This window comes from Streptomyces sp. YIM S03343 (assembly GCF_054729195.1).
The window spans coordinates 7,315,832-7,329,655 of record NZ_JBPUKX010000001.1 but is presented as its reverse complement, the minus strand read 5'-3'; the positions used below and the strand labels follow the sequence as shown (position 1 = coordinate 7,329,655).

Sequence of the window (13,824 nt, the reverse complement as noted above, 5' to 3'; positions counted from 1 at the left end):
GGTTCCCGGCGGCGCCGATAATCGGTCGGTGACCGAACTCGCGACACGTGAGACGACGGCCCGCCCGGGGCCGCTGCGCCGGGCCGCCCCCGCGCTCCTCGGGTACGCGTCGGTGCGCGCCCTCGGACTGCTGGTGCTGGCCGTGTGGAGCGCGGCGCGCGGCAAGAGCGCCCACACCCTGCTGACGGCGCGCTGGGACGCCCTGTGGTACGCCCGGGTCGCGGGCGGGGGTTACGGCTACGAGGTGCGGCTGCCGAACGGCGATGTCCACTCCGATCTGGCGTTCTTCCCGCTGCTGCCCTGGCTGGAGCGGCTGGTGCACTCGGTGGCCGGGCTGTCGTACGGCGATGCCGGGCTGGCGGTGGCGCTGTGCGCGTCGCTCGCCGCGGCCTGGGGGATCTTCGCGGTCGCCGATCGTCTCCACGGGCCCCGGGTGGGGGTGTGCACCGTGCTGCTGTGGGCGGCGCTGCCGGTGGGGATCGTGCAGTCGATGGCCTACAGCGAGTCGCTGTTCACAGCGCTCGCCGCCTGGTCGCTGTACGCGGTGCTGACCGAACAGTGGGCGGTGGCCGGGGTGCTGGCGCTGCTGACGGGGCTGACCCGGCCGGTCGGGCTGGCCGTGGTCGCCGCGGTGTGGACCGGCGGGCTTACCTCGTTCGGGCGACACGGGAACGCGCGGGTCGCGAACGGGGCGCGTGACGCATCGCACGCCCCCTTCAGCCCCTTAGAGCCGGCCGAGAGGGGCGCACCGGTGGCGTCGCGCGCCCTCGGGATGCTCCTCGCACCTCTCGGTATCGTCGGATATGTCCTGTGGGTCGGCCGCCACACCGGCAAGGGCCCGCTCGGCTATCTCGACGTCCAGGCGGGCTGGCGCAACGGCTTCGACGGGGGCCTCGCCTTCGCCCGGTTCGTCGCCGACAAGTTCACGTCGCTCCCGGGCGCCCTCGCCGGCGCCGGGCTGATCGCCGGGGTCGGACTGGTGATCTGGCTGTACGTCGTCTGTGTACGGCAGGGTCAGCCGCTGCCGTTGCTGGTCCACACGGGTGTCGTCATCGCGCTGGCGCTGGGCGCGTCGAGCTACTTCGGCTCGAAACCGCGGCTGCTGCTGCCCGCGTTCCCGCTGCTGCTGCCGCTCGCCCTGGCCCTCGCCCGGGCACGCACCTCCAGATCGGCGCTGGTGGTGGGCGGTGTCGCGGTGGCGGCGGCGGTGTACGGGGCGTTCTGGCTGAACGGCTCCGGACCGCCGTGAGGGGCGCGCCACGCCGATGAGCGGCCGGGAAATTCCACCCCAGCATTCGGTTAACCGAATTCATACGTGTCATAAATCGGGCACCCGAACAGATCAAAGGAATTGACGGCTCACAGGCTTGGCGATTGCTCAATCGGCGGAATTAAACGTCTCCTTGAGGGCAAACCCACATCACATCGTCATCACAAAGCCGGGGATTCGTCAGGGAACTGAGCGCACCGGCTGTAACGTCGATAGAGTGCGTACCGAACGAAACCTCACCCGTCTGGACCGGGTGTTCGCGAGGCTGGACCGTGAGCCGGAACGACCGGTGATCGCGGACATGCCGAAGATGAGCCGGCACCGTGTCGTGCTCTTCTCGGCCACCCTGGCGTTCTATCTGTTCATCGTGTGGGCCGTGGTCACCACCTCATGGCTCGTCCGGCTGGACTGGCAGGTCATGTTCTTCCGGCCGTACCAGCAGTGGCCGCAGATCCATGCCTTCCTCGACTACTACGTGGTGCTCGGCCAGCGCGGCCCCACCGCGGTGATGGTCGCGGCCTGGCTGGGCTGGCGCTCCTGGCGGCAGCACACCCTGCGCCCGCTGCTGACGCTGGGCACCTCGCTGCTGCTGCTGAACATCACGGTCGGCGCCGCCAAGCTCGGCATGGGCCGCCTCGGACCGCACTACGCCATCACCATCGGCTCGAACGAGATGGGCCTGGGCGGCGATATATTTCCCAGCGGCCACACCGCCAACGCGGTGGTGACCTGGGGAATACTGGCGTATCTGGCCTCCACCCCGGCCGCCCGCCGCTGGCTGTCCGCGGTGTCCGCGGTGACCTCGCTGGGCGTCGGCCTCACCACCGTCTACCTCGGTACGCACTGGCTGAGCGATGTGGTGCTCGGCTGGGCCGCGGGTCTGCTGATCCTGCTGGCGCTGCCCTGGTTCGAGCCGCTGGTCGCCCGCACCGAGACCGGCATCTTCCTGCTGCGCGACCGCTGGCGTGCCCGCCGTCCGCTGCCCTTCCCGGCACCGGTCCCGGTCGGCCCGACGGTGCTGCACACGCCGCTGGGCTCCGTCCAGGACGACACCCCGGTCCGGGAGCCCGTCGGCTCCAGCGCCCGCGTGACCCGGACCCCGGCCCATCTGGCCGCCGGCCCGCATCTGGCCGCAGGGCCTCATCTGGCCCGGTCGGAGCGCTCCCCGGTCACCCCGGCCGGCAGCAGGCGCCCGCCGCACGCCGACCGTGTCCCGCACACCGACCGTGTCCCGCACGGGGAGCGGGTGACGCGCGGCAACGCCACCGCCGCGGCCCGGCCCGTCACGGGCGGCTGACCCCGTCCCGCGGGACGGCCTGCGGGACGGCCTGCGGGGACGGTACGCACCCACAGCCCCGCGGCCGAAGGCCCCGGTCCTGGTCAGGACCGGGGCCTTCGCCGTTCCGGCCGGATGCCCGCCGGGACGCCTCACCGACCGGCGACGACGCCAACGGCGCCCGCGGTGTCCGGCGATTCAGCCCTTCCAGGCGCGCCGCACCCGGCCGCCGTCCACCTCGAAGTTCAGCCGCCCGATCCGGTACTCCATGGTGATGATCGCCCCCGGCGGCAGTGACCGCACCGACGACCATCCGCGCTCCCGCGCGAGCCGCTCGGCCTCGGGGGCGTCGAGACCGACGTACGCCGCCGGGTCGTCCTGGGGTTCGGGGGGCGGAGTGGGAATGGATGCCATAGCGCAACGTTAGGCCCAGTCCTGCCGAGGTGTCACACTTCTGTCACAAGATCACTACGCTCGAATCGTTCGAACTCCATCAACGGATGAGAGGTTTCGTACGTCTTGTGCGGCCATTCGAACGAAATTCCCGTGTGTCGGCGAGGCTCATCGGATAAGGCCACGGAAAGCACCCGGCTGTGGCGCACGGCACGGCCCCCGTAGGCCATTCCCGGCCGAATCCCGGAGGGGCAGCCGGGCCTGACATCGTATGAGGAAATTCACGGCTCCGACACAGAACCCCCGCGCGGTCCGACCCCTCACAAGCCCGCGGGTCCGGTGCCCCACAGCCCCACGGGCAGGCCGGGTCACGGCTTGTAGCCCAGCTGCGGCACATCGAAGCAGGTGCGGTTCATGTCGCCCTGCGAGACCCACCCCTTGCCGTCCTGCCAGCGCGCCACGGACAGACAGGTCCTGCGGGTCCGCGGCGGCTGCGGCAGCGGCTGGAAGGAGACCGGCAGCAGCAGCCCGCCCGCGGTGAGATGACGGGCACGGGCCATGTACGCGTCGACGCACGTGCGCGTGATGCCGGTCGCGGCACAGGACTTCGCGGCGTCCGTGAACCACTCGGCCGCCGCCCAGCCCTCCAGCTGCCACTGCGAGTGGGCGGCGAGCGATCCGGTGGCGTCCCTGAACTCCCGTACCGCGGGCTGCGAGACGTCCTCGTAGTTGCGGCTGGACCCGGTCGCCCACAGGGTGTTGCGGCAGTGCGGGGAGTCCTTGTAGTCCTCGGGGACGGTGGAGGTCCAGTTCTGCACATTGGTCACCTTGGCGAGAACCCGCACCCCGAGCTGGTCCATCGCCCTGCACAGCTGCGCGTTGCCGTGCGTGTCGATGGCGTCGAAGACGAGGTCGGCGTGCTGGTGCTTCAAGTCGGCCGCCACGGCACGGAAGTTCGGCAGCGCGAAGTCGACCTGCTCGCCGATCACCCGGTAGCCCTCGGCGCGCAGCCCGCGCTCCACGAACCGGGCGTAGGAGGCCGAGGCCTCCTGGTTGTACGACACCACGGCGGCGGTGCGCGCGCCGTGCTCGCGCTTGAAGTACCGGTAGACCTCGGTCCCGCCGTACAGCGTGCCGTCCCAGCCGGGCGTGCCGTCGCGGGGCGCCGAGCTGCCGTAGATGCCGTAGAGGTGGGGCCAGGTGTCGTAGGCGGCGCCGATGGGCTGGCCGCCGATGTCGGGCACGCCCGCCCGGGAGACCTGGGGGGCGCCCGCGTAGTCCAGCGAGGTGGTGGCGACCAGGGCGACGACCTTGTCCTCGTCGACGAGCTGGTGCACACAGGTGTTGTTGCCGATGCCGCTGCCGCCGTCGTCGCACAGCCGCACCTGCACCGGGCGCCCGTCGATGCCCCCACGGGCGTTCAGACGGTCGAACCAGGCCTTGGCGCCGTCGCGGGGGCCGGTGAACGTGTTGCCGCCGACCGGGCTGGTGGTGCTGGTGATGATGCCGACGGGGATCGGTGCGGCGGCACCGGTCGCGGGCGCGGGCGTGGCGGTGCCCTGCCCGAAGTCCCGCTCGGGAAGGCGGCTGCCGCAGGCCGTGCCCGCGAGGAGCAGCAGCACCGCGGCAGCGGTCTCAGCAGCCCGGCAGCGCCGTCGCCGAGGCATTGCCGCTCAGCTGGACCAGCGCACACAGCGTCTTGACGGACACCTTCCAGGTGCCGCCCTGGAGGACGGACGAGCCGGAGGCGCCCGGCAGGGCGGTGGCGCCGTTGAGGATCAGGTTGTATGTCACGGTCGCCCCGGTCGGGCTGGTGAACACGACCTTCGTGACCTGGGCCTTCACCTCGCGGCCGCGCTGGTCGCTGCCGAACGCCTGGAGGACGGGGGCCATCGCGCTGCCGTTCTCGAGGACCGCGAGCTTCTGCTGAGTGGACGAGGCCGGGTCGAAGAACGTCGCCCAGTTCGTCTTGATCTCCTTCGTGGCGGCCGCCGGATCGGCGGGCGCCGTGGCGGCCGGGCCGGCCGGCGTGCTCGTGGTCGTCCGGACGGTGGTGGTGGGGGTCGCGCTGCCACCGCCACCGCCGCCGCCTCCGCAGGCCGCCAGGGCCGGGCCGAGCACCAGAAGCGCCGCTGCCGTCAGCGCCGTACCCCGCCCCGCCGCCCGTGGGCCGCGTCCCCTCCGTGTGTTCCCCGCGTTCCCCCGCCTGAGGTCGCTCCCGAGAACCATCTGGCTCACCACCGGGTGTCGTTCCGGGCCACACACGCCCGGTTCTTTCAGGGTCGGCTCGAAGCAGGCATAGTGCAAGCCATCGGCGGGCTCCGGATCCGGCCTCGGATCCGGGCTCCGGGTCCGGCCTCGAATCCGGCCGGACACGCGACGTGTGGGAGCCAGACATGCGGACAGCCCGACTGCGCGGTGCGCACCCCGTCCTGCGGTCCGGCCGCTCCGGCTGGTTCGGCTGGGCTGGCTGGGTGGCGCTGGCCGCGGGGGCCGTGCTGTGCGTCGTCGGCTGGTACGGCGTCTCCGGCGAGCGGTTCGCGGCACGGCAGTTGCCGTACATCGCGTCCGGTACGGTACCCGGCGCCGCACTGATCGTCGCCGGGGCGGTGCTGCTCGCGCACAGCAGGGACACGGTGTCCGCCGCGCGTCTGGAGGAGCTGTACGGCCTTCTGGCGGCCGCCGGGTCGGCCGTTCAAGAGGAGGACGAGGAGCAGCGGCCCTCGGCGGGGCCGGTCGCGGTCAGTGGAGAGACACTGATGGTGCCCGGCGGCACGCTCTACCACCGCGCGGACTGCCCGTTGGTCGCGGGGAAGGCGGACGCGCTGCCGGTGGACGGCCGGCTGCTCGCCGGCGGCGAGCTCGGCCCGTGCCCCGTCTGCGAGCCCGACTCCCCCGACTCCGGGGACGGCTGATGTCCTCCCTCACCTACGACCTCACCCTCGCCGGCCTCTCCGTCGGCGCCGCCGCCGCGCTCACCGGGATCGGCCTGGTCGTGACGTACCGGGCCACCGGAGTCCTCAACTTCGCGCACGGCGCGATGGCGATGGTGTGCGCGTACGCGCTGCGGCAGTGCGTGGTCGGGTGGGGCTGGCCGCTGTGGCCGTCGGCGGCGGTGACGCTGCTGGTGCTGGCCCCCGCGATCGGTGTGGTCCTGGAGCGGGTGGTCTTCCGCCCCCTGGCGGTGCCGGGCGGTGATCCGGCGCGGACGCTGGTGGCGTCGATCGGTGTGTTCGTGCTGCTGGTGGGCGCCGCCGCGCTGCTGTGGGGGCAGGGCGCCCGGGACGACGCGCCGGTCCTGGTGTCCGCGGACCCCTGGGGGCAGCTGGCGGTGGTGTTGGTGCTCGCCGCCGGGGTCGGCGCGGTGACCCGGTGGACCCGGTTCGGCCGGGAGCTGCGGGCGGTCGTCGACGACCGGGGGCTGGCCGTGCTCGGCGGTGTCGACGCCAACCGGGTCGCGGCGGCGGGCTGGGCGTTCGGCGCGTTCACGGCGGGGCTGACAGGGGTGCTGCTGGCACCGTATGTACGGCTGGACCCGTACGGGCTGCCGCTACTGGTGATGGAGGTCGTCGCGGTCGCGGTGGCCGCGCGGATGCGGAGCCTGCCCGTCGCCGTCGGCGTGGCGCTCGCGATCGGCGTGGCGCAGAGCCAGCTGACCCGGTTTCACCCGGCCTCCGCCTGGGGCGAACAGTTGCTTCTGGCGGTGGGAGCGAACCTTTTCGCGGTCGCGCTCCTGGTCGCGGCGCTCGCCCTGCCGGGCATCGGCGCGCGCGACACGCCGCCGCGCATGCTCACCGCGCGCGTGCGGACCCCTCCCGCCGCCTGGCTCGTCGCCGCCGTGCTGTTCCTGCTCCCCCTCGGTTTCGCGGGCTCCGACCTGCACACCTCCGTCCAGGTGCCCGCGCTGGGCGTGATCCTGCTGTCCCTGGTCGTCGTCACCGGCCGCGGCGGCCAGATCTCCCTCGGCCAGGCGGCGTACGCGGGGCTGGGCGCGCTGTTCACCGCACTCCTCGCGGCGGGCCGCTTCCCGGGTCTGCCCCGGCTGCCGGAACTGGCCGCGCTGGCGGTCGCGGTCGCGCTGGTGGCCCCGCTCGGGCTGCTCACCGGCCGGCCCGCGATCCGCCGCCACGGGCTGGCACTGGCCCTCGTGACCTTCGCGGTCGGCATGGGGGTGAGCCGGTTCGTGTTCGCGCAGCCGTACGCCACCGGGGACCTCGCGGTGAGCCGACCGGCGGGGTTCGGCGGGGACCGGGCGTACTACGTGCTGGAGCTGGTGCTCCTCGCGGCAGCACTGCTCGCCGCCCATGCGCTGCGCACCGGGCGCACCGGGCGGGCGCTGGCCGCCATGCGCGACCACGAGCCGGGCGCCGCCGCGGCGGGCGTCCGGGTGCCCTCGCTCAAACTCCTCGCCTTCGTCTCGGGCGCCGCCCTGGCCGCGCTCGGCGGGGCGCTGCTCGCCATGGGGCTGCGCGCCTTCGATCCCGACACCTACGACCCGGTGCGCGGCCTTCTGTGGTTCGCGGCGGTCGTCGTCCTGGGCGCCGACAGTCCACTGGGCGCGATGGCAGCGGCGGCGCTGCTGGTGGGGCTGGACGCGGGGACGCGGGGCGGGGTGGCGGCGGTGGTGGTCGGGGTGCTCGCGCTGCTCGTGGGGCGGGTGCGGGTGCCCGGGGCGTGGGCGTCCGTGGTGTCCGTGGTGTCCGGGTTCTCCGGGGTGCCGCCCCCTACCCCGCCGGGGGCTGCGCTCCCGGGCTCCGGCCCGCGCGGGCTCGGTGCGGTACGCAGGCGGCGGCCGGGGGCCGCGCTGCTCACGGTACGGGGGCTGCGGGCCCGGTACGGGGGCTTCGTCGCGCTCGACGGAGTGGACCTGGACGTCCGGGCCGGGCAGATCACGGCCGTGGTCGGTCCCAACGGCGCCGGGAAGAGCACGCTGTTCCACTGCCTCGCCGGGACACTGCGCCCCGCGCACGGCGAGGTACGGCTCGCGGGCCGGGACATCAGCCGCCTGCCCGCGCACGCCCGCACCCGCCTGGGCATCGCACGGACCTTCCAGCAGCTGGCCGTCTTCCCGTCGATGACGGTGGCCGAGAACGTACGGGTGGGCGCCGAGCAGGGCAGCGCCGACGACCCCGGCGCGACGGAACAGGCCCTGCGCCTCTTCGCCCTGGACGGCCCCCTGCGGCACCTCCCGGCGGACGGCCTCCCCACCGGCACCCTGCGCAGGGTGGAACTGGCCCGCGCCGTGGCGTCCGCCCCGCGTGTCCTCCTCCTGGACGAGCCCGCCGCAGGCCTGGACACCGCCGAAGTGGCCGCCCTGACCCGCGTCCTGACGGCCCTCGCAGCCGACGGCACGGCTCTGCTGGTGGTGGAACACGACGTGGACCTGGTGGCGGACCTGGCCGACGTCGTCCACGTGATGAACGCGGGCCGGATCGTCGCCTCGGGCCCCCCGGACCGCGTCCTGGACCTCCTGGACCCGGTGGAGGGCACACCATGACGACGTCCGCGCGTCACGCACGCGTACCGGCACCGGCACCGGCCGTGGCACGCGGCCCCGGGGCTGCCGCCGCCCACCGCATGCCCGTACCGCGACCGGACGAGCGCGCCGCGGCGGCCTGCCCCCGGGCGCTCGCCGACGGCCCTCCGGAGCGTGCCGTATGACCCGCACCATCTCGCTGCGTCACGCCCGGGTGCGCTACGGGCCGTTGGAGGCCCTGCACGGGGTCACCGTCGTGGCGCCGGAGCCTGGGGTCACCGTGCTGCTGGGGCGTAACGGGGCCGGGCGGACCAGCGTGCTCAGGGCGCTGGCCGGGAGTGTGCCGCTCGTCGGGGGTGCCGTGGTGTGGGGCGGGGTCGACATCACACGGGTGCCGGCGTTCGAGCGGGCGCGCCGCGGGGTGTGTCTCGTGCCGGAGCGGCAGGCCGTGTTCGGGTCGCTCAGTGTGCGGGAGAATCTCCGGCTCGCCGGGCACGGACGCGGCATCCGGCCCGCTCTGGACGCCTATCCACAGCTCGGGGAGCTGCTCGACCGGCGGGCGGGGACCCTCTCCGGCGGGGAGCAGCGAATGCTCGCCGTCTCGCGCGCGCTGCTGGCACACGCGCGTGTGGTGCTCGTCGACGAGCCCGCCCAGGGCATGTCCCCGGCGGTCGCCGCGCGGACGTACGACCTGCTCGCCGGGCTCGACGCCTGTGTCGTCCTCGCCGAGCAGCGGCTGCCTCCGGTGCTGCGGGTGCCGGGCAGGAGCCGGCTCGTGCTCGTCTACGAACTGCGGCGCGGGGTCGTCGTGTTCGGCGGGGAGGCGGGTGAGGCAGGGTGCCCGGGCGCGCTGCGCGGCGGATGAGCAGGCCCCGCCCGGTCTCGGACCGGACGGGGACCCGTGTCCCGGGCAGGGGGGAGCCGCTCAGAGTTCGAGCTGCTGCCCGGGCACGATCAGGTCGGGATCACCGCCGATGACGGCCTTGTTGGCGGCGTACAGCCGCTGCCAGGTGGTCCCGTGCCGGGCGGCGATGGCGCTCAGGGTGTCGCCCTTGCGGACCGTGTAGTCGCCGGTGGCACGGCTCGGCGCACGGTTCGGCGAACGATCCGACGAGCGATTCGACGACTGGCCGGACGCATGGCTCGACGAACGGCTCGTCGTGCTTGGTTGCTTCGAGGCCGGCGCGTGCTTCCGCGTGCTCTTGTGGGTGGGATTCTTCCCGGTCGACTTCGTCGTCGCCGAGGCGTTCTCGGGGGCCCCGCCACTCGCTCCGGCCCGGGCCGAGCAGACCGGCCACGCGCCCCAGCCCTGGGCGCGCTGGACCTTGGTGGCGACGGCGATCTGCTGCTCCCTGGACGCCTGGTCGGCCCGCTGGGCGTACGCGGTGCCGCCGTACGCCCGCCAGGTGGAGGCGGAGAACTGGAGTCCGCCGTAGTAGCCGTTGCCGGTGTTGATGTGCCAGTTGCCGCCGCTCTCGCACTGGGCGATGCGGTCCCACACCCCGCTGTCCGCCGCTGCGGCGTTGCCGGTCGCGGCCAGCAGCCCGAGCGGAGCGAGCAGGGCCGCTCCGGCGAGGACCGCCGTGGTGCGCGTCTTGCGTGCGGTGCTGCGGGTGGTATCGGCACATTCGGACATGTAATTCCCTCTCCACGGACCCGGGTTCCCCCCAAGCCGGGCGCGTTCCCGCCGCGCATGGACGCGGGGTGACGCGCTCGGCCCCGTCCGCCGGACCCGTGCCGTGAGTGGTGCCTGGCGCGGTGGGCGGACGTACCCGAGCGGTGCTCGATGCACTCGGCGGAGGAATCTAGGGAGCCGGGCCGCCCGATATCAACCAACTCCTTGTCATTCCAGGCCAGTTAGCTGTTACCGCAAGTAACGGCTTTTTTCGGCCACCCACTTCATTCGTTCATTTCGTACTTTGTCGACCATCACCCGGACGGCGCTGTGACCCGTCTCACCGAGTCAAGATCCTTACACCGCCGACGAGTTGACATGGAGTGAGGAATTCCGCGGCACCCGTCACCCTCCGCGTCGGATGCTGCGATTCCGTTCGGCCGAGGGCGTGACTCCCGCCACAGGTCGCCCGTTGTCATCGTCATGAGCCCGGAACCCTCCGGGGCTCACGGGCCGGGAGCCACCCGGTCCCCACGCACGCATCCCGAGGGAGCCACCGTGCCGCGCATGCTCGACGTCAGCGACGCCGTACGCGCCGAGATCGGCGACGAAGAAGCCGACCGGCTGCTCGCCGGGGAGAACGCCCCGGGCAGATACGACTGCACGTCCTGCCGTACCCCGGGCGACTCCGATCAGGAGTACACCAGCACCGTCCTGTTCATCGGGGACGAGACCGCCGTCCTCGCCTTCGCCCATGCCGGCTGTCTGCCCTCGCAGGTCGTCCAGGTCACCGAGGAGCAGTTGCAGGGCGCGGTCCGCTCCATCGGCGACGGCGTCTCCCCCGGCGCCGTACCGCAGCAGCAGGCCGCGCCCGAGCAGGCCGTGCTGGGAGTGACCAGCGGACTCGTCCTGATCGCCGGGGAGTTGCACCCCGCGCTGGTCGTCGAGCCGACCGCGCCCATCGTGCGCCCCGGCTCCACCGCCGCCGGTGACGACTTCCTGCCGCTGCTGATCGAGCAGGGGTTCATGCCGATGTCCGAGATCGCCGAGGTCCCGCCGGTGCTGCACGGCTGGTCGGTGCTGCTCGCCATGGGCCAGCTGCACGCGGTGCTCCAGCCGGGCGCCGACGGCGGCTCCCCGGTGGCCTGGTGGCAGGCGCACCAGCCGTTGCAGGTCACCGAGGGCTGGCGGGCCGCCGCCAACAAACACCAGCAGGTGCTGCTGTTCGCGGCCCCGGTCGGCTCGATCGGCCGCCAGCCCCGCGAGGACCTGATGAGGGACGCCCTGGACCGGGCGGCCTCGGTCGGGAAGCTGGTGGGGGCGGCCCTGCCCCTCGCCGGTACGTGACCGCCCCGCGAGGGAGCGCACGGCACCTGACCGCCTGGCCAGGGAGCGCACGGCCCCGCGTCCGCAAGGCCGTGTCCGACCATTCGCGTCGGATCAGCGCGCGGCGTCGGGTGCTGGGGGCCCCTCCCACGCCTTTCGGGCAGTGGGGGAGCATCGCAAGGCGGAGGATCGCCCGCGTACTGGACGTACTCGGGTGATCCGACAATGCGGCGAGGTGCCGTGCCAGACGTCGCGCGCCCGGCGGGAATTGTCGGACACGGCCCAGGGGCCGCTTCGCGGACCGCATCCCCTGGGCGCCGGGGTCGTTTGGACATACGTGCACCTCTACGACGTCCCCCGCCGCCAGTCCTTCCAGCCGGTCAGGTCCGTTCGCTCCGGCCAGGACCCCTCGGGCGGCCCATCGGCCACGCCGATCTACGACGCGCTCTACGCCGAGTACGTCAAGTCCTACCGCACCCTGCCGGGCGACCGCAGCGGCGAGGAGGATCTGGGCTTCGTCGCCTTCGGGCTCCCCGCGCTCGGGGGCGGCGGACAGAACCCGGTGCCGTACGGCCAGGGTTCGTACCGCGCCTACAGCGCCGGGGCGGCCGTCGCCCGGCACCGCGGCGGCGGGCGCCCCGGGCAGGCCCAGACACCGGCGGAGGCGCAGTCCCCGGCGCCCTCCCAGCCCCAGTGGCAGCGGGTCGGCACGCTTCCGCCTCAGCACGGCACCGGCACGTACCACGTGCCCGCCGCTCTGCCGCCAGCCCGGCGCAGCGGACTCTGATCCGGCGTACGGCGTACCGGCGCACGGCGTGCGTACGGCGTAGACGCAGCAGGGGCGGCCCCCGTCTCCCGACCGGGACCGCCCCTTCCGTACGCCCGTGTCCGCTGCACCCGTACCAGCAGCGGCCGTAGCGGTTACTTCTTCGTGCCGCGCTTCTCCCGCACCCGCACCGAGATGTGGATCGGGGTGCCCTCGAAGCCGAACTGCTCGCGCAGCCGGCGTTCGATGAAGCGCCGGTAACCCGCCTCGATGAAGCCGGAGGCGAACAGCACGAAGCGCGGCGGCTTGGTGCCGGCCTGGGTGCCGAAGAGAATGCGGGGCTGCTTGCCGCCGCGGACCGGGTGCGGATGGGCCGCGACCAGTTCACCGAGGAAGGCGTTGAGGCGGCCGGTCGGCACCCGGGTCTCCCAGCCCGCCAGCGCCGCCTCGATCGCCGGGACCAGCTTCTCCATGTGCCGTCCGGTGTGCGCGGAGACATTGACGCGCGGGGCCCAGGCGACCTGGCCCAGCTCGGTCTCGATCTCGCGCTCCAGGTAGTAGCGGCGCTCCTCGTCGAGGGTGTCCCACTTGTTGTAGGCGAGGACCAGGGCGCGGCCCGCCTCGACGGCCATGGTGACGATCCGCTGGTCCTGCACCGAGATGGAGTCGGCGGCGTCGATGAGCACGACGGCCACCTCGGCCTTCTCGACCGCGGCCGCGGTGCGCAGCGAGGCGTAGTAGTCGGCGCCCTGCTGGAGGTGGACCCGCTTGCGGATACCGGCGGTGTCGACGAACTTCCAGGTCTTGCCGCCGAGTTCGATCATCTCGTCGACCGGGTCCCGGGTGGTGCCCGCGATCTCGTTGACGACGACGCGCTCCTCGCCCGCCACCTTGTTCAGCAGGGACGACTTGCCCACATTGGGGCGGCCGATGAGAGCGATGCGGCGCGGTCCGCCGACGGCGGTGCCGAAGGTCTGCGCGGGCGCCTCGGGCAGCGCCTCCAGGACGGAGTCCAGCATGTCGCCGGTGCCGCGGCCGTGCAGTGCCGAGACGGGGTGGGGCTCGCCGAGGCCGAGGGACCAGAGGTAGGCCGCGTCGGCCTCGCCGCTCGGGCCGTCGACCTTGTTGGCGCAGAGCACGACGGGCTTTCCGGCCTTGCGCAGCAGCCGTACGACAGCCTCGTCGGTGTCGGTCGCGCCGACCTTGGCGTCGACGACGAACACCACGGCGTCGGAGGCCTCGATGGCGTACTCGGCCTGGGCGGCCACGGAGGCGTCGATGCCGAGGACGTCCTGCTCCCAGCCGCCGGTGTCGACGACCTTGAAGCGGCGGCCCGCCCACTCGGCCTCGTAGGTCACCCGGTCGCGGGTGACACCGGGCTTGTCCTCGACGACGGCCTCGCGGCGGCCGATGATCCGGTTGACGAGTGTCGACTTGCCGACGTTCGGGCGGCCGATGACGGCGAGCACCGGCAGCGGGCCGTGGCCCGCGGCCTCGATGGCGCCCTCGACGTCCTCGACGTCGAAGCCCTCTTCCGCGGCGAGCTCCATGAACTCCGCGTACTCGGCGTCGCCAAGCGCTCCGTGGTCGTGCTCGTCGAGCGAGCCCTCGGAGCCGATGTGGTCGTTCATGAAGTAGGTACCTCGTCGTTCATTCGTGGTGATCGGTGGCGCGCGCCCGCCGGGGTGGGCCGGGCGAGGCC

The 13,824-nt window shown here is 73.3% G+C and carries 13 protein-coding genes; 8 read left to right on the top strand and 5 right to left on the bottom strand.

All coding sequences use genetic code 11. From position 1 onward, the window contains the following. Window positions 1-28: 28 nt before the first annotated feature. Both ACSYGN_RS32380 and ACSYGN_RS32375 read left to right on the top strand, forming a co-directional pair. Window positions 29-1,249: a hypothetical protein gene (locus tag ACSYGN_RS32380; protein WP_460401931.1), complete on the top strand. Its 1,221-nt coding sequence runs from the start codon at window positions 29-31 to the stop codon at window positions 1,247-1,249. 238 nt (window positions 1,250-1,487) lie between these two features. Continuing rightward, window positions 1,488-2,567 (top strand): phosphatase PAP2 family protein, encoded by a 1,080-nt coding sequence (locus ACSYGN_RS32375; RefSeq protein ID WP_460401929.1) that lies wholly within the window; start codon window positions 1,488-1,490, stop codon window positions 2,565-2,567. Window positions 2,568-2,744: 177 nt separating this feature from the next. On the opposite strand, the gene ACSYGN_RS32370 is transcribed toward ACSYGN_RS32375, so the two are convergent. The 3 genes from ACSYGN_RS32370 to ACSYGN_RS32360 form a co-directional block, all read right to left on the bottom strand. Further along, complete coding sequence (locus ACSYGN_RS32370) at window positions 2,745-2,960, bottom strand: I78 family peptidase inhibitor (RefSeq protein ID WP_460401927.1); 216 nt, start codon at window positions 2,958-2,960, stop codon at window positions 2,745-2,747. 347 nt (window positions 2,961-3,307) lie between these two features. Further along, window positions 3,308-4,606 carry an ABC transporter substrate-binding protein gene (locus tag ACSYGN_RS32365; RefSeq protein WP_460401925.1) on the bottom strand — a complete coding sequence of 433 codons (1,299 nt, stop codon included), beginning with the start codon at window positions 4,604-4,606 and terminating at the stop codon, window positions 3,308-3,310. After that, entirely contained in the window at window positions 4,575-5,168 is a 594-nt protein-coding gene (locus ACSYGN_RS32360) for a hypothetical protein (RefSeq protein ID WP_460401923.1), read from the bottom strand. The genes ACSYGN_RS32365 and ACSYGN_RS32360 overlap by 32 nt, the downstream gene beginning before the upstream one ends. Window positions 5,169-5,335: 167 nt before the next feature. Between ACSYGN_RS32360 and ACSYGN_RS32355 the strand changes: the two genes are divergently transcribed. The 4 genes from ACSYGN_RS32355 to ACSYGN_RS32340 are packed head-to-tail and all read left to right on the top strand — an operon-like array spanning window position 5,336 to window position 9,280. Further along, entirely contained in the window at window positions 5,336-5,854 is a 519-nt protein-coding gene (locus tag ACSYGN_RS32355) for a hypothetical protein (RefSeq protein WP_460401921.1), read from the top strand. Beyond that, entirely contained in the window at window positions 5,854-8,436 is a 2,583-nt protein-coding gene (locus ACSYGN_RS32350) for an ABC transporter permease subunit (protein WP_460401919.1), read from the top strand. Before ACSYGN_RS32355 ends, ACSYGN_RS32350 begins: the two co-directional genes overlap by 1 nt. Beyond that, window positions 8,433-8,600 carry a hypothetical protein gene (locus tag ACSYGN_RS32345; protein WP_460401917.1) on the top strand — a complete coding sequence of 56 codons (168 nt, stop codon included), beginning with the start codon at window positions 8,433-8,435 and terminating at the stop codon, window positions 8,598-8,600. The genes ACSYGN_RS32350 and ACSYGN_RS32345 overlap by 4 nt, the downstream gene beginning before the upstream one ends. Then, complete coding sequence (locus tag ACSYGN_RS32340) at window positions 8,597-9,280, top strand: ATP-binding cassette domain-containing protein (RefSeq protein WP_460401915.1); 684 nt, start codon at window positions 8,597-8,599, stop codon at window positions 9,278-9,280. The genes ACSYGN_RS32345 and ACSYGN_RS32340 overlap by 4 nt, the downstream gene beginning before the upstream one ends. A gap of 60 nt (window positions 9,281-9,340) precedes the next feature. Here the strand turns inward: ACSYGN_RS32340 and ACSYGN_RS32335 are convergent, their stop codons facing one another. Beyond that, window positions 9,341-10,051 (bottom strand): transglycosylase family protein, encoded by a 711-nt coding sequence (locus tag ACSYGN_RS32335; protein WP_460401913.1) that lies wholly within the window; start codon window positions 10,049-10,051, stop codon window positions 9,341-9,343. Between the two features lie 537 nt (window positions 10,052-10,588). Between ACSYGN_RS32335 and ACSYGN_RS32330 the strand changes: the two genes are divergently transcribed. Both ACSYGN_RS32330 and ACSYGN_RS32325 read left to right on the top strand, forming a co-directional pair. Then, a complete protein-coding gene (locus ACSYGN_RS32330) occupies window positions 10,589-11,377 on the top strand; it encodes a hypothetical protein (protein WP_460401911.1) in 789 nt (262 codons plus the stop codon). A 316-nt stretch (window positions 11,378-11,693) separates the two neighbouring features. After that, on the top strand, window positions 11,694-12,143 hold the full coding sequence (locus tag ACSYGN_RS32325; protein WP_460401909.1) for a hypothetical protein: 450 nt from the start codon (window positions 11,694-11,696) through the stop codon (window positions 12,141-12,143). A gap of 134 nt (window positions 12,144-12,277) precedes the next feature. Here ACSYGN_RS32325 and der read toward each other — a convergent pair whose 3' ends face one another. Continuing rightward, the gene (gene der, locus ACSYGN_RS32320; protein WP_460401907.1) at window positions 12,278-13,753 is read right to left on the bottom strand and encodes a ribosome biogenesis GTPase Der; all 1,476 of its coding nucleotides are present in this window, start codon (window positions 13,751-13,753) and stop codon (window positions 12,278-12,280) included. Window positions 13,754-13,824: the final 71 nt, after the last annotated feature.

Excerpts from the sequence above, each read along its gene's own strand:
- ACSYGN_RS32365 (WP_460401925.1), bottom strand. The coding sequence starts at position 4,606 with ATGCCTCGGCGACGGCGCTGCCGGGCTGCTGAGACCGCTGCCGCGGTG.
- ACSYGN_RS32350 (WP_460401919.1), top strand. The coding sequence starts at position 5,854 with ATGTCCTCCCTCACCTACGACCTCACCCTCGCCGGCCTCTCCGTCGGC.
- ACSYGN_RS32355 (WP_460401921.1), top strand. The coding sequence starts at position 5,336 with ATGCGGACAGCCCGACTGCGCGGTGCGCACCCCGTCCTGCGGTCCGGC.
- ACSYGN_RS32345 (WP_460401917.1), top strand. The coding sequence starts at position 8,433 with ATGACGACGTCCGCGCGTCACGCACGCGTACCGGCACCGGCACCGGCC.
- ACSYGN_RS32335 (WP_460401913.1), bottom strand. The coding sequence starts at position 10,051 with ATGTCCGAATGTGCCGATACCACCCGCAGCACCGCACGCAAGACGCGC.
- ACSYGN_RS32370 (WP_460401927.1), bottom strand. The coding sequence starts at position 2,960 with ATGGCATCCATTCCCACTCCGCCCCCCGAACCCCAGGACGACCCGGCG.
- ACSYGN_RS32360 (WP_460401923.1), bottom strand. The coding sequence starts at position 5,168 with ATGGTTCTCGGGAGCGACCTCAGGCGGGGGAACGCGGGGAACACACGG.
- ACSYGN_RS32340 (WP_460401915.1), top strand. The coding sequence starts at position 8,597 with ATGACCCGCACCATCTCGCTGCGTCACGCCCGGGTGCGCTACGGGCCG.
- der (WP_460401907.1), bottom strand. The coding sequence starts at position 13,753 with ATGAACGACCACATCGGCTCCGAGGGCTCGCTCGACGAGCACGACCAC.